Genomic DNA, 22980 nt, shown 5'->3' with positions numbered 1-22980 from the left:
CATGCTGGCGTCACGTGTGCGTGCCGTTAGACACAGGCAGCCAAGCGCTGTTGCGGATGACCGCAGCAGCTTTAGACAGCAGCGTTAGCCGCTGGTAACGCCGCAGCCACACCTGCAGCCATCGCGATCAATCGTCTTCGGCGGCCGCCTCGCGGCCCTGCTGACGGATCAGGTTTTCCTGGCGCGCGTCCTCGATCGAGGCGCGGATGGCACGCACGTCGGCGCGCTTGGTATCGAAGGTGAAACGGCCGGTCAACGCGCTGTCCGGGCGCAACTCGCCCTTTTCGAACAATGCCCACATTTCTTCGCCGTAATAGGTGTCCAGCAGCTCGGGGGCAAATCGGCCCAGGCAGTCGCGCAGGTTGTGCACGTCGCGCAGCAACATGTCGCGCGCGGCGTTGTTGCCGGCCGCGCTGACCACCTGCGGGAAGTCGATCACCACCGGGCCGTCGGGCGAGACCAGCACGTTGTATTCGGAGAGGTCGCCATGCACCAGGCCCAGGCACAGCATCTTGACCACGTCGCCGACCAGGCTGGTGTGGAAGAGGCGCGCCTGTTCCGGCTCCAGCTCTACTTCGCCCAGCCGTGGCGCGCTGTGGCCGGCGTCATCGGTCACCAGGTCCATCAGCAGCACGCCGTGGAAGTAGCCGCGCGGCTTGGGCACGTGCACGCCGGCATCCACCAGTTGGTAGAGCGCGTCGGCCTCGGTGTTCTTCCAGGCGGTCTCGGCTTCCTTGCGGCCGAACTTGGTGGCCTTGCCCATCGCACGGGCCTGGCGGCTGCCGCGCACCTTGCGTCCTTCCTGGTATTGCACGCGCGCCTGGAAGCTGCGCTGCGCCATGTCCTTGTAGACCTTCGCGCACAGGATGTCTTCGCCCGCGCTGACCACGTAGACGGAGGCTTCCTTGCCGCTTTTCAGTGGTCGCAACACTTCGTCGATGACGCCATCGTCGATCAGCGGTTGCAGGCCCTTGGGGGTTTTCATGGAGGAAGAGGACCAACGCAGGAAAAAGACCAGTGACGATTATGCGTCAAGCAGGGTGAAGCGCTCACCCCGTACGGGGCCGAGCTGAGACCGGGGCCATGCATTGGGACGATGCGCTTACCATGCAGGCACCTGCCCCTAGCGCGATGCGATGCCCGAGCCCACCTCTTCCCGCCGCAAACGTCCCGCCGCGCCGGCCATCGCCAGCAGCGAGCGCGGCCTGCCGCATGCCTTGATGCAGCAGATTGCCGCTGCCAAAGGTGACCCGGATTTCATGACCTCGCTCGGGCGCGGGCTGGTGGTGTTGAGCGTGTTCGCCCAGCACGCGCGCGAGGTGACGATGTCGCAGATCAGCCTGGAGACCGGCATCTCGCGCGCCGCGGTCAGGCGCGTGCTGCACACCCTGGCGGCCCTGGGTTATGTGGGCGAGCAGGGCCGCGGCTATGTGTTGCTGCCGCGGGTGCTGGGGCTGGGCGGTGCGTACACCGCGTCCTCGTCGATGACCGCCGCGGCGCAGCCGGTGCTGGATGGCCTGCGCGACCAAGTGCACGAGTCGTGCTCGCTGGGGGTGCTGGATGGCGATGACCTGCTGTACGTGGCACGCGCGGAAACCGTGCGCATCATGTCGATCGGGCTGCGGCCCGGCACCCGCCTGCCGGCCTATTGCACGTCGATGGGGCGGGTGCTGCTGGCGGCCCTGCCTGCAGACACACTGCAGGCCTATTTGGAACGCACCACCTTGCGTCCGCGCACCGACCGCACCGTGACCCAGCCCGCCGCCCTGCTCGAGGTGCTGGCACGGGCGCGCCGCGAGGGCGTCTGCCTGACCGACCAGGAGCTGGAGATCGGCCTGCGCTCGATCGCAGTGCCGGTGCGCAACCTGCGTGGCGAGGTGATTGCCGCGCTCAATATCGGTGCGCAGGCCGGGCGGGTGAGCCTGCAGACGATGCAGACCCAGTGGGTGGAGCCGCTCAAGCAGGCGGCGCAGCGCTTGGGCGCCCTGCTCAGCTGAGCGCGTCCGGCTGGTTCAGCGCGGGCGACGCAGGAAGGCGACCACCGCGTCTACCCAGGCGGCATGGCTGTCTTCGACATGCGCCACATGGTCGGCGTGCGGCAAGGTGACCCAGCTGCGGTCGGCGCTGCCCAGGCGTGCGAACAGGTGCGCGTTCTCCGCCTGCGTGGCGAGCGGGTCATCCACACCGCGCAGCAGCAGCACCGGCACGCGCGTCACCTGCTCGGGCTGGTAGGCGAATTGCTCCATCGCGCGCCAGTCGGTGCGCACCGGGTCGGCCGCGAGTGCGGCGGCCACATACGCCTTCTGCACGGCGGCGGGCGCGGCATTGGCGGTGATGAAGTCCGAGCCAGCGGCTTCGGCGGTGGTGCGCTCACGCGGCGGCTGTGCGGGCACGGCGGTGGCCTGCGGCGCGGCATCGACATCGTCCGGAAAGCCATACAGTACCAGCGCCGACAGCAGCTCCGGCTGCGCCTGGGCGAGCAGCAAGGCCACCCGTGCGCCATTGGAATACCCCAGCAGTGCAGGCGGCGGCAGACCGGGATGGCGCGTGGCGATCCATGTCAGCGTGGCGCGCAGATCGGCCACGGCGCGTACCGGTGTGTTCCACCCGCTGCCATCGCGCGCGGTGCCGCCATAGCCGCGTAGATCCAGCGCGTACACCGCGTAGCCCGCCTGTGCCAGCGCCGCCAGCACCGAGCGCGTGTCGGCAGGCTCGCCGGCCACTTGCAGATCGAAGTTGGGCAATGCACTCCAGGTGCGCCCATGCACCAGCAGCAGCGTGCCACGCGGCCGTGCCGGCAGCCGCGACCACACCGCCAGTGGTTGGCCATCGTCGGCCTGCACCTGCGCACGCTGCGTGCCCGGGCCGGGCTGTGGTTGCGCCTGCGCGCCGCAGGTGAGGAGCAGCAGCACCGCCAGGCAGGCGAGACGTAGCATCATGTGGAGCCTCGTGGATGGCGGCGCGCTGCAAGGACTTGGCAGGCCGACGTGGTGGGAGGCTGCATCATCACCGCAGTGCGGCGGTGTGTCATGGCCGCTGGCAATCGGGCGATGCGTGGGCGTCATCAGTGCGGGGATGCGCTGCTGTTGCGCAGATGTTTCTTGCGGCGTGCGTGCGGGTGGTTCTCCATCGTTGGTCACGGCGCCTCTCTCAACGAAACCCTCTCCAACGCAGGGCGTTACGGTGCGATTGCATGTTTGATGCGCGGCCGCCGCCGGTGCGACGCATGCGAGGCGCGTCCATGCGCTTGACCACCTTCGATCACAGCGCGGTCTTGCGCCGTGCACGCGCCCTGCCTCTTTCCTGGCGGAGGAATGGCATCGGGTGCGGATGTCTTCGTGTTGATGTGCGCTGCGGGCGCCGGCGCGTCTCATCCGTTACGCGTGCATGGTGTGCCGTGCCATCCGCGCTCGCAGTCGTGCCGATCCGCTAACCATCGGTTGCCGGCTCTCCTGGCTCACCTTCGGCCGCCTGCGCGTCCAGGATCGGTTGGGCCAGTGCGAAGGCATGGTTGGCCGCTGGCACGCCGCAATAGATCGCTGCCTGCAGCAATACTTCCTTGATCTGCGCGGCAGTGACGCCGTTGTTGCGCGCGGCGCGCACGTGCAGCTTGAATTCCTCATCACACCCCAGCGCCACCATCATCGCCAGGGTCAGCAGCGAGCGGGTGTGGGCGGGCAGGCCGTCGCGGGTCCAGATGGTGCCCCAGGCGTGGCGGGTGATCATGTCCTGGAACTCGCCGGTGAACTCGGTGCGCGCGGCCAGCGCGCGGTCGACATGTGCATCGCCCAGCACGCGCCGGCGCTCGCGCAGGCCGGCCTGGTACCGTTCGTCTTCGTGCATCGGGTGTCCTTGCAGTTGGGGGAAAGCTCACTCGGCCTGGAGAAAACCCAGCAGCACGTCGTTGAACGCTGCGGGCGATTCCAGGTTGCAGATGTGGCGACCGGGCACCTGCGCGTACTGGCCGTCGGGCACCGCATAGGCGATGTCGCGCAGGTCGGTGGGCGGGCAGACCGGATCGTCGTCGCCGGCGATGGCCAGCAATGGCACCTCCAGCGCGTCCAGTGCGCCACGGAAATCGGCATCGGCCACCGCCTGGCAACAGGCGATGTAGCCGTCGGGCGAGGTCGACACGAACGCGGCGGCGATCATGTCCAGACGTTGCGCATGCGAAAGGGCGAAGTGCGGGGTGAACCAGCGCTGCAACGTGGCGTCGATCAACACCGGCAAGCCGTCGTGGCGCACCTGCTCGATCCGCGTAGCCCAGCTGTCGGCGCTGCCGATCTTCTGCGCTGTGGCGCAGACCACCAGCCGCCGCAATCGCTGCGGCACGTTGAGGCCGAGCCATTGGCCGGTGAGCCCACCGATCGAGAGCCCGCAGAAATCACTGCGCGCAATCTGCAGCGCATCCCAGAGCGCAATCACATCCTGGCCCAGGTCGGCCACGCTGTACGGGCCGGGCGGCGATTCGGAGAAGCCGTGACCACGGCGGTCGTAGCGCAGGATGCGGTAGTGCGGTGCAAGCGCCTCCAGCTGCACGTCCCACATGTGCAGGTCGGTGCCAAGCGAGTTGCAGAAGGTCAGCCAGGGGCGCCCTTCTGTGCCATCCAGGCGGTAATGCAGGCGATGTGTCGGCAACTGGAGAAATGCCATGGGCCACCGTCAGGGGGAAGGTGAAGCGGCCAGGACGCGGTCGATCCAGACCGACGCCATGCCACGCCAGCTGTCGGGCGCGAAGATCGCCTCCAGTTGTGCCGGCGAGAGCATTGCCTGCACGTGAGGATCGTCGGCCAGCTCCTCGCGCAGATGACGCCCTGCCGACTGCGCACGCGCCACCGCATGTTCGACCAGCGTATGCGCCTGCGACTTGCCCAGCTGCGGCGCCAGTGCGAACACCGCGGCCTCCGCGTAGAGCACGCCACCGTGGCTGTGCAGATGCGCCTGCATGCGTGTGCGGTCCAGTTCCAGCCCGGCCAGGCAGGCCTGCATCTGCGCCAGGCTGCCGGCGGTCAGGCGCACGATCTCCGGTAGCGTTTCCCATTCGGCATGCCACTGCCCGGCCGCGCGCTCGTGTGGCTGCGCCATCGTGGCGAACAAGGTGGCCACCAGCCCGGGCACGCGCGCGGCCGCGGCGACCGCCACCACGCCGGCCACCGGGTTGCGCTTGTGCGGCATCGCCGAGGAGCCGCCCTTGCACGCCGCCGCCGGCTCGAACGCCTCGCCCACTTCCGATTGCATCAGCAGCACCACATCGCCGCCGATCTTGCCCAGGCTGCCGGCCAGCAACGCGAATGCGCAACCCACCTCCACCAGGCGGTCGCGCGCGGTGTGCCAGGGCAACGCCGGCAGCGGCAACTGCAGCGCATGCGCCAAGGCCTGCGCCACCTCCAGCCCACGCGTTTCCAGCGCCGCCAGGGTGCCGGCGGCCCCGCCGAATTGCAGCACCAAGGCTTCGGTGCGCGCGGTATGCAGGCGGCGGCGTGCGCGCTGCAAGGCGTCCAGCCAGCCGGCGGCCTTGAGCCCGAAGGTCACGGGTACCGCCTGCTGCAACAAAGTGCGGCCCGGCAGCCCGGTGGCGCGCTCGCGTGCGGCCAGCGTCGCCAGGCAGGCGCACAGTGCGTCCAGGCGCGGCAGCAGCAGGTCGAAGGCCGCGCGCAGTTGCAGCACGCTGCCGGTATCGATCACGTCCTGGCTGGTGGCGCCCCAATGCACCCAGCGCGCGGCATCGGCATCGTGCGCGGCCACCTGCCGGGTCAGTTCCTTGATCAACGGAATGGCAGGGTTGCCGGCCAGTGCGGTGGCCTGCGCCAATGCGCCCAGGTCGTAGTGCGCTGCGTGGCACTGCGCGGCAATGACCTGCGCAGCCGCCAGCGGAATCACCCCGCATTGCGCCTGCGCCTGGGCCAGCGCGGACTCGAAGTCCAGCATCGCCTGCACGCGTGCGGCATCGTCGAACACTTCATCGCACGCGGGGTCGCCAAACAGGCCGCCCAGCAGGGAAAACGTTGCACTCATGCATTGCATCTCTTGGCGTGGCCGGAGCATGGCACCGATGCGCACAGGTGCCAACCATGCGCGTGCCGGACGCGCGGCTCGCGTCCGTGGCGGTGGCGCATCGGTAGGTCGCTTGCGCGGGCGCGATGCCACGCCGATGGCGCGACCTGGAGGCTGTGGTTGCATGCGCCAACCACCTGGCGACCTGTGCAAACAACTGCCTCGTCAGGCACGCGTTTCAGTGCACGCGCCCATCAGTAGGTGAAGAACACCGTCTCGGCATCGCCCTGCATGTGGATGTCCCACACGTAGTCGCCAGCGCTGCGCGCGCGCGCCAGCAATGTGCCGCGCCGTTCGGGCGGCACCAATGCAAGGATGGGGTCACCGCTCAGCTGTGGGTCGTCGGCGAAGTACAGCCGCGTCGCCACGCCGCGCAACAGCCCGCGCATGAACACGAGGACGACCAGATGCGCCGCCTGCGGCTGCCCGTTCGGGCCGGCCACCGGGCCTGGCCGAATGGTGGTGAGCCGGTAGCAGCCCTGTGCATCGGTGGGCACGCGGCCCCAGCCATCGAAACTGGGGTCGTGCGCGGCGCAGCGCGGATCGTGCGCATGGGCATAGATGCCGGCGGCATCGGCCTGCCACAGCTCCAACACCGCATCGCTCACCGGCATGCCGGCCCCATCGAACACGCACCCGCTGATCTGCACCTGCATGCCGGCCGCGTGCTCCGGTGCGATCTGTGCGCGATACAAGGGCTCCAGCCCCAGCCGGTAGTACGGGCCAACCGTTTGCGACGGCGTTGCATGCAGGCTCATTGGCTCACTCCCAGACGGTTTGCTTGCGGCCGCGCAGCACGATGTCGAACCGATAGGCCAGCGCGTATTCGCTCACCGCGTGCTCCCAATCGAAACTGGACACCATGCGGTCGCGTGCCAGCGGGTCGTCCACGCAGTTGTAGATCGGGTCGTGCGCGAGCAACGGATCACCGGGGAAATACATCTGCGTGATCAGGCGTTGGCCGATGCCATCGCCATGCAGCGAGAAATGGATATGCGCCGGCCGCCAGGCGTTGTAGTGGTTGCGCCACGGATAGGCACCTGGCTTGATGGTCTTGAAGGCGTAGCGCCCGTGCGCGTCGGTCAGCACTTGGCCGGTGCCGCGAAAGTTGGGATCCAGCGGCGCATCGTGGCGGTCGCCCTCGTGTTGGTAGCGCCCGGCAGCATTGCATTGCCAGACCTCCACCACGCTATTGCGGACCGGCGCGCCGTTTTCGTCGAGCACACGGCCTGAAACGATAATGCGCTCGCCCAGCGGCTCACCGGCGAAGCCGGCGGTGAGGTCGGCCGCATGCGCGCCCAGGGTGATCTGCGAAGGCCGTGGCCCGGTGACTTCCGACAGCGTGACCGGCATGGCGATCGGTGCACGTGTGGGCGCACGCAACGCGGTGGACGCATACGGCGCATGCAGATAGGCGGGCTGCGTGCCGGCGCGGGGGCGCCGATAGCCGAGCAGGACATCGCCGGGCGGCGCATCAGGGGGAAGATCGTGCATCGGCATCTCCGTCAGACGCAGGTGTGAGCGTGATCGATGAAGTGGGCATGCAACGGCGCGGGCGCGAGATCATGGCGCTCAAACACGCTCGATCGCCAGCGCTACGCCCTGGCCGACGCCGATACACATGCTGGCCAGCCCGCGGCGGCCATTGCAGGCGTCGAGTTGACGCAGCAGCGTCAGTGCGAGCCGTGCACCACTCATGCCCAGCGGGTGGCCCAGCGCGATCGCGCCGCCGTTGGCATTGACGTGCGCGGCATCGTCGGCCAACCCGAATGCGCGCGTGCAGGCCAGCGCCTGCGCGGCGAAGGCTTCGTTGAATTCGATCGCATCGAACTGCGCGATCTGCAGCCCCAGCCGCGCCAGCAGGCGTTGCGTGGCCGGGATCGGGCCGATGCCCATGTAGGTTGGCTCCACGCCTGCCGAAGCAAACCCCAGCACCCGCGCGCGCGGCGTGAGCCCGTGCAGGTGCAGCGCGCGCGCCGAGGCCAGCAACAGGCTGGCGGCACCGTCATTGAGTCCGGCCGCATTGCCGGCCGTGACCGTGCCCGGCTGGCGGAACACCGGCTTGAGCCGCGCCAGGGCCTCGGCACTGGCATCGGCCCGCGGATGTTCGTCGCGCATCACCTGCACACCCTCGCCGCCCTTGCGCCCGGCCACCGCCACTGCGGTGATCTCGTCGTCGAAAAAGCCGGCGGCCTGCGCGGCGGCGGTGCGCTGCTGGCTGCGCAAGGCAAACGCATCCTGGTCGTCGCGGCTGATGGCGTAGCGCTGCGCGACGTTCTCGGCGGTCTCGCCCATCAGCTCCACGCCGTAGGTCGCTTCCAGGCGCGGATTGATGAAGCGCCAGCCCATCGTGGTGTCGTGCAGGTGCTGGGTCCGCGCGAACGCCGATTCCGCCTTGCCCATCACCCACGGCGCGCGCGACATCGATTCCACGCCGCCAGCCACTGCCAGCTCCAGTTCGCCGGCACGGATGCCGCGTGCGGCAATGCCCACCGCTTCCAGCCCCGAGCCGCACAGGCGATTCACCGTGCTGCCCGGCACCGAACTGGGCAAGCCAGCCAGCAACACACTCATCCGCGCGACATTGCGGTTGTCTTCGCCGGCCTGGTTGGCGCAGCCCAGGTAGACATCGTCGATGGCCGCCGGGTCCAGCTGCGGATGCCGCGCCAGCAACGCGGCGATCGGCACCGCGCCCAGGTCGTCGGCGCGCACGCTGGACAGTGCGCCGCCGTAACGGCCGATCGGCGTGCGAATGCCATCCACCAGATACACCTCGCTCATGCCTCGGCTCCCGCCGATTGCGTTCCGTGGGCTGCTGCGGTGCGTGCCTGCAATGCACGCAAGGCGTGCAACTCGGTGGCGGTGGGTGCGGCAGTTTCGGTCAGCGTTGCGGCAAAGCGCACCGCCCAGCCGGTGGCCGCGCTGACCTGCGCCTGGGTCACGCCAGGATGCAGCGCGGTCACGGTGAGCTCGCGGCTGACCGGGTCGGGTTCCATCACGCACAGATCGGTGACCACCACGGTGGGGCCGGCGCCGGGCAGGCCCGCGCGGGTGCGTGCATCACCGCCGTCCAGATGACCGACGGTGGTGATGAAGTCCAGGGTCTGCACGAAGCTGCGCGTGGACTGCCGCATGATGATGAAGACCTGCTTGGCGCTGGTGGAGATTTCCGGCGCGCCGCCGGCACCGGGCAGGCGCGTCTTCGGCGCAGCGTAGGGGCCGATCACGGTGGTGTTGAGGTTGGCATGGCGATCGATCTGCGCCGCGCCCAGGAACCCTACATCCACCCGCCCGCCTTGCAGCCAATAGCGAAAGATCTCCGGGGTGGAGACCACGGTGTCGGCGGTCTCGGCCAGTTCGCCATCGCCGATCGACAGCGGCAACACCTGCGGGCGCGCACCGATCGGGCCGGATTCGTAGATCAACGTCACCTCCGGTGCATGCGTCAGACGCGCCAGGTTTGCCGCGGTGGAGGGCAGGCCGATGCCGACGAAACACACCGCGCCATCGGGCAGGCGACGTGCTGCCGCCACGGTCATCATTTCGTTGGTGCTGTAGTCGCTCATGCCGCCTCCGCGTGCTGGCTGCCGGCATACACGCGCTGGAACCCGGCAAAGTCGTCGGTGTCCAGGATATGGGCCTGGATCCACGCCTGGAACCGCGCGCGATCGCGGGCGATGGCATCCCAGGCCAGATAGAAGCGGTTGTCGCGTGAGGAGTAGCCATGCGCATACGACGGCGCGGCGCCCCCGGGCACCACGCAGACCGCACTCACCACCCAGCGCGGCAGGATGCAGGCATTGGGCGGCGCATCGAGCGTGTCGACGATCTCCTCCACCGTCACGATCACCTTGCGCGCGGCCAGCGCGGCCTCTTTCTGCACGCCCAGAATGCCCCACAGCAACACATTGCCGCGGCGGTCGGCCTGCTGCGCGTGGATCACGGTGACATCCGGATTGACCGCCGGCGAGGTCGCCAGGGTCTGCCCGGTGTAGGGGCATTGCAGGAAACGGATGCTGTCGTTGACCTTGGGCAGGTCCGAGCCCACATAGCCGCGCAGCACCGCGAATGGCAGGCCCGACGCGCCGGCCACATACGCGTTGGCCATGTCCGCGTGGCTGTGTTCGCGCAGTTGCAGCGGCGCAGGCCAGCCATGTTCCACCGCATCGCGCAGCCGGTGCAGCGAGCCCACGCCAGGATTTCCGCCCCAGGAAAAGCGCAGCGCCGACGCGCAGCCGGCGCCGATCAGCTGGTCGTAGATTAGGTCCGGGGTCATCCGCACCAGCCGCAGGTTGCGTTTGCGCTGGCGGATCACCTCGTGGCCGGCGGCGTGCGGGATCAGGTGGGTAAAGCCTTCCATTGCCACGCAATCGCCATCGGCGATCAGCTGTGCCACGGCCTCGGACAGGGAAACGATGTCGGCCATTCCAGACTCCTGCACACCACGGTGTCGCCACGGTAGGCCCCGGTTTGCGCGCCGGTCAATCCGATTATCGAAATTGTCATTCGATAATCGCACATAAATACCAGCCGCTTGTGCCGCCAACATTGTCTCCGGTGTATACATAACTTCGCCCGCAAGCGGACGCCAGCGCGGCAGTGCGCGTCAACTTCGGGTTGGGCGCAGTGCCTTGCGCCAGTCTTCACCCAGGTTGCCTAGAAGCCCAGGAGTCACGGTCATGTCCCAGTCCAAGCCGCTGTTCCCCCTCAACGCGTGGTACGCCGTCGCCTGGGACCACGAGGTCAGGCACGCGCTCACCCCGCGCAAGCTCTGCAACCTGGACGTGGTGCTCTACCGCACCACCGCCGGGGCCATGGTGGCGTTGGAAGATGCCTGCTGGCACCGGCTGGTGCCGTTGTCGATGGGCAAGCTGCGCGGCGACGACGTGGTGTGCGGCTACCACGGGCTGGTCTACAACGCGCAGGGCCGCTGCGTGCACATGCCCTCGCAGGAAACCATCAACCCCTCGGCCTGCGTGCGCGGCTTTCCTGTCGCCGAAAAGCACCGCTACGTGTGGGTGTGGCCGGGCGACCCGGCGCAGGCCGATGTGGCGTTGATCCCGGACCTGCACTGGTCGCACGATCCGGCCTGGGCCGGCGACGGCCGCACCATCCACGCCAAATGCGATTACCGGCTGGTGCTGGACAACCTGATGGACCTCACCCACGAAACCTTTGTGCATGGCTCGAGCATCGGCCAGGACGAAGTGGCCGAAGCGCCGTTCGAGGTGGTGCACGGCGACCGCACGGTGACCGTGTCGCGCTGGATGCACAACATCGACGCACCGCCGTTCTGGGCCGGCCAGATCGCGCGGCACCTGAACTACCACGGCAAGGTGGACCGCTGGCAGATCATCCATTTCGAAGCACCGGGCACCATCGCCATCGATGTCGGCGTGGCCATCACCGGCACCGGCGCACCGCAGGGCGACCGCAGCCAGGGCGTCAACGGGTTCGTGCTCAACACCATCACCCCGGAAACCGACACCACCTGCCATTACTTCTGGGCGTTCATGCGCAACTACGCGCTGCATGACCAGTCATTGACCACGCTCACGCGCGAAGGCGTCACCGGCGTATTCGGCGAAGACGAAGCCGTGCTGGAAGCCCAGCAACGCGCGATCGACGCGCATCCGGACCACGCGTTCTACAACCTCAACGTAGACGCCGGCGGCATGTGGGCGCGGCGCGTCATCGACCGCCTGATCGCGCGCGAACAGCGCGCCGACGACCTGTCCCTGCGCATGGTGGGGTGATGGCCATGCGCGATGCATCAACACCGCTGCACGTTGCGTGCGTGGCCTGTGTCCTGTCGCCAGTGCCTGCAGCGCATCAACGCCACACACGTGCTGCACAAACGCCAGGCGCAGGCCGCATATCGGGATCGAAGCAAGGAGATCAGCATGCGTAAAGACACCCATTGGCACCACGCCCGCGTGGTGCGTGTTGCCGATGCCTGCCAGGGCGTGCGCGAGATCGTGCTCGACCCGGGCGCGAACACGCGCAGTTTCGAGGTGGGCAGCCATCTGGATTTCCGCCTGCAGCTGCAGGGGCGCGAGGATGTGCGGTCCTATTCGCTGGTGGGCGAGCCCCGCGCCGATGGCTATTACCAGGTGGCGGTGCGGCAGATGCCCGAAAGCCGCGGCGGCTCGCGGCATATGTGGACCTTGGCACCGGGCGACGTGGTAGAAATTTCACCACCCAGCAATAACTTCGCGCTGGATGAAGCAGGCGAGGAAATCCTGCTGATTGCCGGTGGTATCGGCGTGACGCCCATCGTGGGCATGGCACAGCGGCTGGCGCGCCGGCATCAGGCGTTCCGCATGCTGTACGTAGGCCGTGCACGCGACACCATGGCCTATGTGGACACGCTGGAGGCGCTGCTCGGCGCACGCCTGCAAGTGCACTGCGACGACCAGGCCGGCCCGCCGGATCTGGCCGCGGAACTGGACACCTTGTCGCCCAATGCCGAGGTCTATGTCTGCGGGCCGCTGGGCATGCTCGAAGCAGTGCGCCAGCAGTGGCACGCCGCCGGCCGGCCGCGCGCGCGCCTGCATTTCGAAACCTTCGGCAACAGCGGGCGGGTGCCGGCACAGGCCTTCGTGGTCAAGCTGCCTGGGCTGGGGATGGAAGTGCAGGTGGCCGAGAACGTATCGATGCTCGACGCCCTGGCCGACGCCGGTGTGGAGCTGATTGCCGAATGCCGACGCGGCGAATGCGGGTTGTGCGCGGTGGACGTGCTCGACACGGCGGCCGACATCGACCACCGCGACGTGTTCTTCAGCGATGCGCAGCGCAGCGAGAACCGCAAGCTGTGCGCGTGCGTGTCGCGTGCGGTGGGCGGCAGCATCAGCATCGATACCGGCTACCGCGCGGGCTCCGGCTGAGCGCGCGGGCGTCATGCTTGGGTCGCGTCATGCGACATCATCGCGGTGGTGTGAGCGACAGGCCCCGTCGCTTTTCGGGGCAGTCATAGTCGAGCCGTTCGCCACCACCCACCATCCACCGACTGGCCGGTGGTGCGTATGACACGCAGTGATCGCAGTGGCCAGGCGGCCACTGTCGTGGTCGGTCTGGCCCAGCGTGGCGCTGCCATGCCCGTGCTTGCATCCTCACGCGCATGGGCGATGATCTGCGCATGGAGTCGACTCATTACAGGACCGTGCCGGCGCCGGCACTCAATCCGCGCCAGGAGCAGTTGGTGGCCTTGGTGCGGCAACAGGGCTTTGCCGACGTGGAAGGGCTGGCAACGCGCTTTGAGGTCACGCCGCAGACCATTCGCCGCGACTTGACCTTGCTCTGCGACGCCGGCGTGCTGCGCCGGTATCACGGCGGCGTCAGCATGCCCTCCAGCGTGGAGAACCTGGCGTATGCGGCGCGCAAGGCGCTGCAGGCGCGCGAGAAGCAGCAGATCGCCACGCAGGTGGCGCGCTTCATTCCCGACGACGCCTCGCTGTTCATCAATCTCGGCACCACCAACGAAGAAGTGGCGCGCGCCTTGCTGCAGCACCGCGGCCTGCGCGTGATCACCAACAACCTCAACGTGGCGGTGATGCTCAGCGCCAATCCCAGCTTCGAGGTGATCGTGGCCGGCGGCGTGGTGCGTGGCCGCGACCAGGGCGTCACCGGCGAGGCGACGGTGGAGCTGATCCGCCAGTTCAAGGTGGACTTTGGGGTGATCGGCATTTCCGGGATCGACCTGGACGGCACGCTGCTGGATTTCGATTACCAGGAAGTGCGCGTGGCCCAGGCGATCATCGAGCATTCTCGGCAAGTGCTGCTGGCCGCCGACCACAGCAAGTTTGGCCGCAACGCGATGGTGCGGCTGGGGGCGATCGCGCAGGTGCACGACTGGTTCACCGACCGACCGCCGCCGGAGGAGTTGCGCACGGTGCTGGCCGAGGCTGGCACGCGCGTGCATCTGGCCGGCGTCGCGGGCTGACTCCCGCGCGTGAGGGCTGGGCGGCCGGAGCCGCAGGGCTTGCGCTGGCGGTCTAGCAGGCGGCTGATGTACGTGGTGCTGTTCGGCATGCAGCGGGGCTCGGGCCGGGGTTACCGACCAAGCCTGGATAATGTTCGTTTGTGTGCGATTGCGGCGATCTGCGGCACACGCGCCATCCATCCATCGCTAATATCTATCGAAATACGCGGTTCAATAGTCCAATTCTTACTAGAAGCCGCTGATCAGCCACATACGCCTCTTCACGCCTCCACAAGGTGCTATGTTCGAATATGTTCGAACATGACAACTTAGGTTCGCTGTTGCTGGCGAGCCGGGACGGAGGCACCGATGGGCGAGACATACGATCTTCTGGTAATCGGCGGCGGCATCAACGGGGTCGGCATTGCCCGTGACGCGGCCGGGCGCGGTCTGTCGGTGTGCCTGTGCGAACAGGACGACCTGGCCGCGCACACCAGCAGCGCCAGCACCAAGCTCATCCACGGTGGCCTGCGCTATCTGGAGCAGTACGAGTTCGCATTGGTCGGCAAGGCGCTGGCCGAACGCGAGGTACTGCTGCGGCTAGCGCCGCACATCATCTGGCCGCTGCGCTTCCTGCTGCCGCATCAGCCGCATCTGCGCCCGGCCTGGATGATTCGCGCCGGGCTGTTCCTGTACGACCATCTTGGCGGCAGCAAGCGCAGCCTGCCGCGCTCGCGCCGGCTGTCGCTGCGCACCCATCCGGTTGGCCAGCCGCTGCAGGAGTCGCTGCGCACCGGTTTCGTGTATTCCGACGCCTGGGTGCAGGATGCGCGGTTAGTGGTGCTCAACGCGATGGACGCGGCCAAGCGTGGCGCCCAGATCCATACGCGTACGCGCTGCGTCGGTGCCTGGCGCGATGCCGGGTTCTGGTATGCGGAGCTGGAAGGCCGCGACGGCCGCCGCCGCACCGTGCAGGCGCGTGCGCTCGCCAATGCGGCCGGTCCGTGGGCGGTGTCATTCCTGGACAAGGTGGCCGCCGTGCCGCACCAGCATGCGCTGCGCCTGGTCAAGGGCAGCCACATCGTGGTGCCCAAGCTGTTCGACCACGACCACGCGTACATCTTCCAGCAACCCGACCGGCGCATCGTGTTCGCCATTCCCTACGAGCACGACTTCACCTTGATCGGCACCACCGACGTGGATTACGAGGCCGACCCGTCCGCACCCAAGATCGACGCGGCCGAGGTGCAGTACCTGTGCGATGCGGTGAATCTGTATTTCCAGCAGCAGATCACTCCGCAGGATGTGGTGTGGAACTACAGCGGCGTGCGTCCGCTGCTCGACGACGCCGAAGACAACGCCGCCGAAGTGACCCGCGACTATCAGCTGGAAGTGCTCACCGACGGCGCACCATTGCTCAACGTATTCGGCGGCAAGCTCACCACCTACCGCAAGCTCGCCGAAGAAGCCGTCGACCGGCTGACCCAGGCCCTGGGCGCGCGCAAGCCGGCGTGGACCGCGCGTGGCGAGGCCCTGCCCGGCGGTGAACAACGCGACATCGCCAGCCTGCTGGAGCGCGTGCGCACTGCGCGGCCCTGGCTGCCGGTGGCCACCGCACAGCGGCTGGTACGCAACTACGGCACCTGTGCCGAGCAGCTGCTTGGCGATGCGCAGGACATGGCTGCACTCGGCCAGCATTTTGGTGCGGACCTCTACCAGGCCGAGGTGGATTACCTGTGCGCCCGCGAATGGGCGCAGACCGCCGACGACATCCTGTGGCGCCGCAGCAAACTGGGCCTGCGTGTAGATGCCGAGGCGCGCGCGCGCCTGGAGGCGTATCTGCAGACGCGGCCCGCTGCGCACGCCAACGCGCAGACGCACGCGGTCCCGGCCTGACAGCGTGACTGACGTTGCCAACGAGGAAGGGTCGTTGGCAACGTATCCTGGCGCGCGCGCCGCGCATCATCATGGGTATTTCGTGGAGGGCAACTGAGATGAGCACAACCAGACACACTTGCGCGTCGCCAGACGCGTCGCAACACCGCCATGGCCATGCACCGCGCAGCGCGCAAGGCCGCCCATGAGCCGTCAACTTGTTGGTGAGTTGATCTCCGAAGCGGTGGCGATGTTCATCATCATCGCGCTGGGCGATTCGGTCGCGGCGATGTACATCCTCTACGACCCCAGCCCGTACCAGAACGCCTATTGGGGCGTGTGCATCGCCTGGGGTCTGGCGGTGACGCTGGCGATTTATGTCACCGGTTCGGTGTCCGGCACGCACGCCAACCCGGCGGTCACACTGGCGCTGGCGTTGTTCCGTGATTTTTCCTGGAAAAAGGTGCTGCCGTACTGGGGCGCGCAAGTGGTTGGCGCGTTTCTTGGCGCGGCGATTGTCTACCAGCTCTACGGGCCGGTGATCGACCACTACAACCAGGTGCAGCAGCTCACCCGCGAAGCCGGCGGCGCTGCCGGGGTGTTCTTCACCGCGCCGGGCCTGGCGGTCACGCCGATGCATGCATTGGTGGACCAGATCATCATCACCGCGTTTCTGATCTTCGGCATCTTCGCCATCACCGAGCGCTTCAACGAGGCTGCGCCAACCGCCAACTCGGGCGCGTTGATGATCGGCTTGCTGGTTGCCACTCTGGGCGCCTCGATGGGCTATCTGGAAGCCTGGGCGATGAACCCGGCGCGTGACTTCGGCCCGCGCCTGTTCGCGTATTTCGCCGGCTGGGGCGAAGCCGCACTGCCGGCCAAGGACAACTACTGGTGGATCCCGATCGTCGGGCCATTGATCGGTGGCCCGCTGGGCGCCCTCGCCTACCAGTGGCTGATCCTGCCCTTCCTGCCGGCGCGGGTGTTGCACCTGCAAAAAGCCGCCACGCCGCCACTCGATCCGCCGTGATCGCACCGCTGCACTGACAGTCACGCCGTGCGCGCGGTGCGCCGGCCTTTGTTTCGAGGAATGCACGATGGAAAAGAAATACGTCCTTGCGATCGACCAGGGCACCACCAGCTCGCGCGCGATGTTGTTCGATCGCCAGGGCAAGGTGGCCGGCGTGGCGCAGCGCGAATTCGGCCAGATCTTTCCGCAGCCGGGCTGGGTGGAACACAACCCGCGCGAGATCATGACCAGCGTCTACACCACCATTACCGAGCTGCTCAACAACGCGCAGATCGACGCGCGCGAGATCTCAGGCATCGGCATCACCAACCAGCGCGAGACCGCGGTGGTGTGGGACAAGGCGACCGGCCAGCCGATCTACAACGCCATCGTCTGGCAATCGCGGCAGACCAAGGACATCTGCACCCAGCTCAAGGAGGCCGGCCATGAGCAGATGGTGCGCGACAAGACCGGCCTGCTGATCGATGCGTATTTTTCCGGCACCAAGGTCAAGTGGATTCTCGACCACGTGGAGGGCGCACGTGAGCGCGCACGCAAGGGCGAGCTCGCCTTCGGCACCATCGATAGCTGGCTGATCTGGAACCTCACCGGCGGCAAGGTGCACGTGACCGACTACACCAATGCCTCGCGCACCATGATGTACAACATCCACACCCTGGAGTGGGATGCCGAGCTGCTGGAGATGCTGGACGTGCCCGCGCAGATGCTGCCGGAGGTGCGCTCCTCCAGCGAGGTCTATGGCATGACCCAGACCCAGTATTTCTACGGCGAACAGGTGCCCATCGCCGGCATTGCCGGCGACCAGCAGGCCGCATTGTTCGGGCAAGCGTGCTTTGAACCGGGCATGGCGAAGAACACCTATGGCACCGGCTGTTTCATGCTGATGAATACCGGCGACAAGGCCGTGGCCTCCAAGGCCGGCTTGCTGACCACCATCGCCTGGGGCATCGACGGCAAGGTGGAATACGCACTGGAAGGCGCCATCTTCGTGGCCGGCTCGGTGGTGCAGTGGCTGCGCGATGGGCTGCGCATGTTCGGCAAGGCGAGTGATTCGCAAGCCTATGCGGAGCGTGCCGGCGACAATGATGGCGTGTATTTCGTCCCGGCCTTCGTGGGCCTGGGCGCGCCGTACTGGCGCAGCGATATCCGCGGTGCGGTGTTCGGCCTGACCCGCGGCACCAGCAAGGAACACTTCGTGCGCGCGGCGGTGGAATCGATGGCCTACCAGACCCGCGATGTGCTCACCGCGATGCAGAGCGATTCGGGCATCGAACTGAAGGAGCTGCGCGCCGACGGTGGCGCGATCGCCAACGACTTCATGGCGCAGTTCCAGAGCGACATTCTCAACGTGCCGGTGCTGCGTCCGGAGGTGGCCGAAACCACCGCGCTGGGCGCGGCCTACCTCGCGGGCCTGGCCACCGGATTCTGGAGCAGCCGCGAAGAAATCGCCAAACAATGGGCGGTGGATCGCCGCTTCGAGCCGAACATGCCCGAAGAGCGGCGCGAACAGCTGTATGCCGGCTGGCAGCAGGCAGTGGAAGCCACCATGGGCTTCCGCATCAGCTAAGCACTACCATCGAAACGACTGCGCCCACCATCTGGTGGGCGCAACGTTAGGTTGGCAACTCGCGTGAGTTACGCACTGCAGTGCTACACGCTGCAGCCCTGCAGTGTCGCAGCAGTTACTGACCGCCGGTATTGGCACGGCCGGCGATGGTGTCCGGGTCCCAATGTTCCTTGATCAGGCCTTTTTCGATACGGAACATGTCGAACCAGGTGGTGGTGTAGGTCTTGGACGGATCAAGCGGGTCCGGCAAGGTCCGCACCGATACCAGCGTGACCAGATCGCCATCGGCGGTGATCGCCACCAGCGGCAACTGCACGCGCGGCTGCACCGGGGTGGGCGGCACGAACGCGGTGAGGAAGGCGATGAACGCATCGCGGCCATTGGCCACGTTCGGGTTGTGCTGGATGTAGTTCTTGTCCATGTACATCGGCGCGTACTGCACCTGGCCGGCTTCGAACACGATGCGCCAGAAATCGTAGACCAGGCGCTTGTTGGCAGTTTCGGACCAATTGGAGCCGATCAGCAGTTTCTGGTGGTTGGGGTTGGCGGTGACGGCGGTCTGCGCGAAGGCCGCCATCGGCGCCAACAGCATGACCAGCAACAGCGCGCGGGAGAACAGTTGTTTCATGGGGTACTCCTGGGTAGGGAGGCCAGCCTGCCGCTCGCATGTCATCAAGGCGGTCAGTGCCGACGATTGGGGGAATGACGCGTCCTTGCCAACGTTGCGCTCCGCACGCGTCACCGCCACCCTACCGGCCGCGCTCGCTCGCCCGCTAGACGCTTTGACGTGTACCAGGGCACTTTTTGCTTCCCTTTGATCGGCCATCGCGTTGGTGTGCGGGGCTCAATCAGGCAAGGTGACCAGCGGAAGGCCGGCATAATTTTCCGCCACGGTGGTACGGCCAGCCTCGCTTTGCAGCAGATACGCCAGCTCGGCATCGCGGATGCGTGCAGTAAATGCATCTTCGCCCTCGAAGGTGTGCAGCAGGCTGGTCATCCACCACGAGAAGCGCTCGGCTTTCCACACCCGCTGCAATGCCAGCGTCGAATACTGCTGCAACACCGCCGCATCGCCGCGCTGATGCCAGCGCGCGAACAGCTGGGCCAGCAGGCCCACATCGGCCAGCGCCAGATTCAAGCCCTTGGCGCCGGTCGGCGGCACGATATGCGCCGCATCGCCGGCCAGGAACAGCCGCCCGTATTGCATGGGCTCGGCAACGAAACTGCGCAGTGGCGCGATGCTCTTTTCGATCGATGCGCCGGTCACCAGCTGCTCGCCCAGCGATGCCGGCAGGCGCGCGCGCAACTCCGACCAGAACGCCTGATCGTCCCACTGCGCAGGCTGCGTGCCGGTGGGCACTTGCAGGTAGTAACGGCTGCGGGTGGGCGAGCGCATCGAGCACAGCGCAAAGCCGTGCGTGTGGCGTGCGTAGATCAGCTCCTCATGCACCGGCGGCACGTCGGCCAGCACCCCCAGCCACCCGAACGGATACACCCGCTCGAAGAGTTGCAGCCGCTCAGGCGGAATCGCCGCGCGGCTGATGCCATGGAAGCCGTCGCAGCCAACGATGTAATCGCAGCTCACGCGATGACGCTGCCCGTGCTGGGTGAATTCCACCGCCGGCTGCGCGCTGCTGATGTCGCACAGCGCCACGTCCTGCGCTTGATAGTAGCTGCGCAGCCCAACGCGCTCGCGTGCCTGCATCAGGTCGAAGGTGACCTCGGTCTGCCCATAGACAGTCACGCTGCGCCCACCTGCGCGCTGCAGATCAATGCGTTCGCGGCGGCCTTCCACGACCAGTTCGAACCCGCTGTGGCGCAGCCCCTCGCGCTGCAGGCGTGCGTCGACGCCGGCGTGCTGCAACAGCGCCACGCTGCCCTGCTCCAGCACGCCGGCGCGAATGCGTGAGAGCACGTGCGCAGGCGTCTGGCGCTCGATCAACATCGCATCGATGCCGACGTTCGCCAACAGCTGGCCCAGTAGCAGACCGGCAGGGCCGGCGCCGATGATGGCAACCTGGGTGCGCATACGGAGTTCCTTCAGCGACGATGGTTGCAGTGTCGGTAGCCATGCCGCCCGATTGAAGGGATGATTGCCGGCAGTGCTTGGACTTTTCGACGATGCCCACTCGCGTGCGTGATGTATCTGCAGCTGCAGCGGTTCCAGCGTTCGGCCTGTATGGCGAACACGGCGTGGCGGTGCCGGATCTGCTGCACTGGGAATCGATCGGTGCGCGCAGCCGGCTGCATGATTGGCGGATTGCGCCACACCGCCACGACGAACTGGCGCAGTTGCTCTATGTGCAACGTGGCCCGGCCACCGTGCATTTGGATGGCCGCACACAGCGCATCGGCGGTGCCACGGTGATCTGGTTGCCACCGATGTGCGTGCATGGCTTCAATTTCGATCCGCGGGTGCGCGGGCATATCGCCACGCTGTGCATGCCGCTGGTGCACGCCACCGTGCAGGGTGCACCTGCGTTGCGTCAGGTGTTGGCGTCCCCCCAGCTGCTTGCGGCCGGGCGCAGCCGCCCACTGCTCGATCTTGTCTTCGCCAGCATTGCCGACGACCATGCGCGGCAACGCATCGGCCGCGAGGTGGCGATGCAGGCAGCGGCCGCGCAACTGCTGGTCTGGTGCGCCCGCACGGCGCTGGAAAAGGCCCACGACCACGCAATCACCAGTGCACATGCCGACCCAGGCCTGCGGCATCTGCGCAGCTTCCAGGCCTTGATCGATGTGCACTACCGCGCGCATTGGTCCATTGCCCGTTATGCCGCGCAGGTGGGGCTCACCCCCGGGCACCTCAACGTGGTGTGCCAGCGCCTGGCCAACGGCTCGGCGCTGCAATTGCTGCAACGCCGGCTCATGCTGGAAGCCCGGCGCAGCCTGCGCTACACCAGCATGAGCGTGCAGCAGGTGGCCGCCGACCTTGGATTTTTCGACGCTGCGTACTTCAGCCGGTTCTTCGCCCGGCACGCGGGCTGCTCCCCATCGCACTTCCGTGCGGCGGGGTAAGCCACCGGCCGGGCATCAGCCGCACACTCAGAACGGGTACTGCGGCACCGCGTGCTTGATCGTCAGCCACTGCCAGTGCATGTATTGCTCCCAATCGGCCGGCCCACCCACGCTAGTGCCATTGCCTGAAGCGCCCGTGCCACCGAATGGATTGATGACTTCATCGGCCACGGTCTGGTCATTGATGTGCAGCAGCCCGGTGTGCAATTGCTCACCCAGCACCATGGCGCGCGACACCGACGCCGACATGATGCCTGCCACCAGGCCGTATTCGCCGTGGTTGGCCAGTACCGCGGCTTCTTCGTCGGTGTCGAACACCGTAATGTTGATCACCGGGCCGAACACCTCTTCATCGAACACCCGCATGCCCGGGCGCACGTTCGACAACACGGTCGCTGCATAGAACAGGCCGTCATGGGTGGCGCCGGCTTCGACCACCGCACCGGCGTCGATACTGTCATCGACGATGTCCAGCACGCGCTGCAACTGGCGCTGGTCGATGATCGGGCCCAGCGCCACCGTGCCGCTGACCGGGTCACCCACCGGCAGATGGCGTGCCTTGTCGGCCAGCAGTTTGGTCAGCGCGTCGGCCACACCGCGTTGCACCAGCACGCGGCCGGTGGCCATGCAGATCTGGCCTTGATGCAGGTACGCACCGAAGGCGATCGCCGATGCGGCGCGCTCCAGGTCGGCGTCGTCGAGCACGATCACTGCGTTATTGCCACCGAGTTCCAGCGCCACCTTTTTCAGGTGACGGCCGGCGAGCTCGCCGATCCGGCGCCCGGCGGCGGTGGAGCCGGTGAAGGCAATCATCGGCACGTCCGGCGCTTCGACCAGGGCCTGGCCGATGTCGGCGCCGCCGTGCAGCACGTGCAGCAGCCCCTTGGGCAGCCCGGCTTCTTCGAGCACTTGGGCGATGATCACACCACCGGTATACGGCGTGCGCGGGTCTGGTTTGAGGATCACCGCATTGCCCATGGCCAGCGCCGGTGCCACCGACCGCAGCGACAGGATCAGCGGGAAGTTGAACGGCGAGATCACCGCAATGATGCCCAGCGGCAGATGCCTGGCCAGGCTGAGCTGGCCTGCGGCGGTTGGCAGCACCTGGCCCATCGCCTGCAGCGGCAGCCCGGCCGCTTGCTGGTAGTAGGCAATCGCCTCGCCCACCTCGCGCTCGGCCTTGGGCATGATGCCGCCGGTCTCGCGCGCGATCAGCAAGGTGGCCTCGGCGCGGTGCGCTTCCATCAGTTGCGCAGCGCGGTGGAACACCGCTGCACGCTCGCGCGGCGAAGTGGTTGCCCAGGCACGTTGGGCATGCTTGGCCTGCGCAATGGCGGCCTCCACATCGGATAGGTCGGCCTTGCCGACCTCGTGCAACAGGCCGCCGGTAGCCGGCTCATGGATCTGCAGCGTGCCGCCGCTACCGGGGACCCAGTCGCCATTGAAGATACAGCCGTGCCACGCCGGTGTGGCGGTCGTGGGTGTCGCAATGCTGGGGAGCGCATGCATGGTCGA

At 67.2% G+C, this 22980-nt stretch carries 21 protein-coding genes; 8 read left to right on the top strand and 13 right to left on the bottom strand.

Annotation, left to right across the window (positions count from 1 at the left end):
* Positions 1-127: 127 nt before the first annotated feature.
* The gene (locus QRM60_RS08150; protein ID WP_011035628.1) at positions 128-985 is read right to left on the bottom strand and encodes a PA4780 family RIO1-like protein kinase; all 858 of its coding nucleotides are present in this window, start codon (positions 983-985) and stop codon (positions 128-130) included.
* Positions 986-1136: 151 nt separating this feature from the next.
* Here QRM60_RS08150 and QRM60_RS08145 point away from each other — a divergent pair, with 151 nt between their 5' ends.
* Positions 1137-1997, top strand: a complete 861-nt coding sequence (locus QRM60_RS08145) for an IclR family transcriptional regulator C-terminal domain-containing protein (RefSeq protein ID WP_011035627.1) — start codon at positions 1137-1139, stop codon at positions 1995-1997.
* A 15-nt stretch (positions 1998-2012) separates the two neighbouring features.
* Here QRM60_RS08145 and QRM60_RS08140 read toward each other — a convergent pair whose 3' ends face one another.
* The 9 genes from QRM60_RS08140 to QRM60_RS08100 all read right to left on the bottom strand — a co-directional run bounded on the left by QRM60_RS08140 (position 2013) and on the right by QRM60_RS08100 (position 10480).
* Positions 2013-2939 carry an alpha/beta fold hydrolase gene (locus tag QRM60_RS08140; protein WP_285445943.1) on the bottom strand — a complete coding sequence of 309 codons (927 nt, stop codon included), beginning with the start codon at positions 2937-2939 and terminating at the stop codon, positions 2013-2015.
* 490 nt (positions 2940-3429) lie between these two features.
* Positions 3430-3843, bottom strand: coding sequence for a 4-carboxymuconolactone decarboxylase (pcaC, locus tag QRM60_RS08135; protein ID WP_057671185.1), 414 nt, complete (start codon positions 3841-3843; stop codon positions 3430-3432).
* 27 nt (positions 3844-3870) lie between these two features.
* On the bottom strand, positions 3871-4653 hold the full coding sequence (pcaD, locus tag QRM60_RS08130) for a 3-oxoadipate enol-lactonase (protein ID WP_285445942.1): 783 nt from the start codon (positions 4651-4653) through the stop codon (positions 3871-3873).
* Between the two features lie 9 nt (positions 4654-4662).
* Positions 4663-6045 carry a 3-carboxy-cis,cis-muconate cycloisomerase gene (locus QRM60_RS08125; protein WP_285445941.1) on the bottom strand — a complete coding sequence of 461 codons (1383 nt, stop codon included), beginning with the start codon at positions 6043-6045 and terminating at the stop codon, positions 4663-4665.
* Between the two features lie 203 nt (positions 6046-6248).
* Positions 6249-6812: a protocatechuate 3,4-dioxygenase subunit alpha gene (gene pcaG / locus QRM60_RS08120; protein WP_285445940.1), complete on the bottom strand. Its 564-nt coding sequence runs from the start codon at positions 6810-6812 to the stop codon at positions 6249-6251.
* A 4-nt stretch (positions 6813-6816) separates the two neighbouring features.
* Positions 6817-7554: a protocatechuate 3,4-dioxygenase subunit beta gene (gene pcaH, locus QRM60_RS08115; protein ID WP_115005285.1), complete on the bottom strand. Its 738-nt coding sequence runs from the start codon at positions 7552-7554 to the stop codon at positions 6817-6819.
* Between the two features lie 72 nt (positions 7555-7626).
* Positions 7627-8835 carry a 3-oxoadipyl-CoA thiolase gene (pcaF, locus tag QRM60_RS08110; RefSeq protein ID WP_115529698.1) on the bottom strand — a complete coding sequence of 403 codons (1209 nt, stop codon included), beginning with the start codon at positions 8833-8835 and terminating at the stop codon, positions 7627-7629.
* A complete protein-coding gene (locus QRM60_RS08105) occupies positions 8832-9620 on the bottom strand; it encodes a CoA-transferase subunit beta (protein WP_285445939.1) in 789 nt (262 codons plus the stop codon). Before QRM60_RS08105 ends, pcaF begins: the two co-directional genes overlap by 4 nt.
* The gene (locus tag QRM60_RS08100) at positions 9617-10480 is read right to left on the bottom strand and encodes a CoA-transferase (RefSeq protein ID WP_114996994.1); all 864 of its coding nucleotides are present in this window, start codon (positions 10478-10480) and stop codon (positions 9617-9619) included. Before QRM60_RS08100 ends, QRM60_RS08105 begins: the two co-directional genes overlap by 4 nt.
* 253 nt (positions 10481-10733) lie before the next feature.
* On the opposite strand from QRM60_RS08100, the gene QRM60_RS08095 reads away from it, so the two are divergent.
* From QRM60_RS08095 to glpK, 6 genes are all read left to right on the top strand, one after another.
* Complete coding sequence (locus QRM60_RS08095; protein WP_285445938.1) at positions 10734-11810, top strand: aromatic ring-hydroxylating dioxygenase subunit alpha; 1077 nt, start codon at positions 10734-10736, stop codon at positions 11808-11810.
* Positions 11811-11957: 147 nt separating this feature from the next.
* Positions 11958-12941: a PDR/VanB family oxidoreductase gene (locus QRM60_RS08090; protein ID WP_285445937.1), complete on the top strand. Its 984-nt coding sequence runs from the start codon at positions 11958-11960 to the stop codon at positions 12939-12941.
* Between the two features lie 233 nt (positions 12942-13174).
* Complete coding sequence (locus QRM60_RS08085; RefSeq protein ID WP_012437127.1) at positions 13175-13996, top strand: DeoR family transcriptional regulator; 822 nt, start codon at positions 13175-13177, stop codon at positions 13994-13996.
* 348 nt (positions 13997-14344) lie between these two features.
* A complete protein-coding gene (gene glpD / locus QRM60_RS08080; RefSeq protein WP_285445936.1) occupies positions 14345-15871 on the top strand; it encodes a glycerol-3-phosphate dehydrogenase in 1527 nt (508 codons plus the stop codon).
* A 184-nt stretch (positions 15872-16055) separates the two neighbouring features.
* Positions 16056-16880: an MIP/aquaporin family protein gene (locus tag QRM60_RS08075; RefSeq protein WP_011035613.1), complete on the top strand. Its 825-nt coding sequence runs from the start codon at positions 16056-16058 to the stop codon at positions 16878-16880.
* A gap of 67 nt (positions 16881-16947) precedes the next feature.
* Positions 16948-18447, top strand: coding sequence for a glycerol kinase GlpK (gene glpK / locus QRM60_RS08070; RefSeq protein WP_014509304.1), 1500 nt, complete (start codon positions 16948-16950; stop codon positions 18445-18447).
* Positions 18448-18562: 115 nt separating this feature from the next.
* On the opposite strand, the gene QRM60_RS08065 is transcribed toward glpK, so the two are convergent.
* Both QRM60_RS08065 and pobA read right to left on the bottom strand, forming a co-directional pair.
* A complete protein-coding gene (locus QRM60_RS08065; protein WP_285445935.1) occupies positions 18563-19075 on the bottom strand; it encodes a nuclear transport factor 2 family protein in 513 nt (170 codons plus the stop codon).
* A 216-nt stretch (positions 19076-19291) separates the two neighbouring features.
* On the bottom strand, positions 19292-20476 hold the full coding sequence (pobA, locus tag QRM60_RS08060; RefSeq protein WP_285445934.1) for a 4-hydroxybenzoate 3-monooxygenase: 1185 nt from the start codon (positions 20474-20476) through the stop codon (positions 19292-19294).
* A 92-nt stretch (positions 20477-20568) separates the two neighbouring features.
* On the opposite strand from pobA, the gene QRM60_RS08055 reads away from it, so the two are divergent.
* A complete protein-coding gene (locus QRM60_RS08055) occupies positions 20569-21465 on the top strand; it encodes a helix-turn-helix domain-containing protein (protein ID WP_285445933.1) in 897 nt (298 codons plus the stop codon).
* A gap of 27 nt (positions 21466-21492) precedes the next feature.
* Here QRM60_RS08055 and QRM60_RS08050 read toward each other — a convergent pair whose 3' ends face one another.
* Entirely contained in the window at positions 21493-22974 is a 1482-nt protein-coding gene (locus QRM60_RS08050; RefSeq protein ID WP_042597496.1) for a benzaldehyde dehydrogenase, read from the bottom strand.
* Positions 22975-22980 lie beyond the last annotated feature (6 nt).

This window comes from Xanthomonas sp. fls2-241-TYG-148 (assembly GCF_030208815.1).
Lineage (GTDB): Bacteria > Pseudomonadota > Gammaproteobacteria > Xanthomonadales > Xanthomonadaceae > Xanthomonas > Xanthomonas campestris.
The sequence above is the reverse complement of the archived record's forward strand: the minus strand, read 5'-3'. Positions and strand labels throughout refer to the sequence as shown.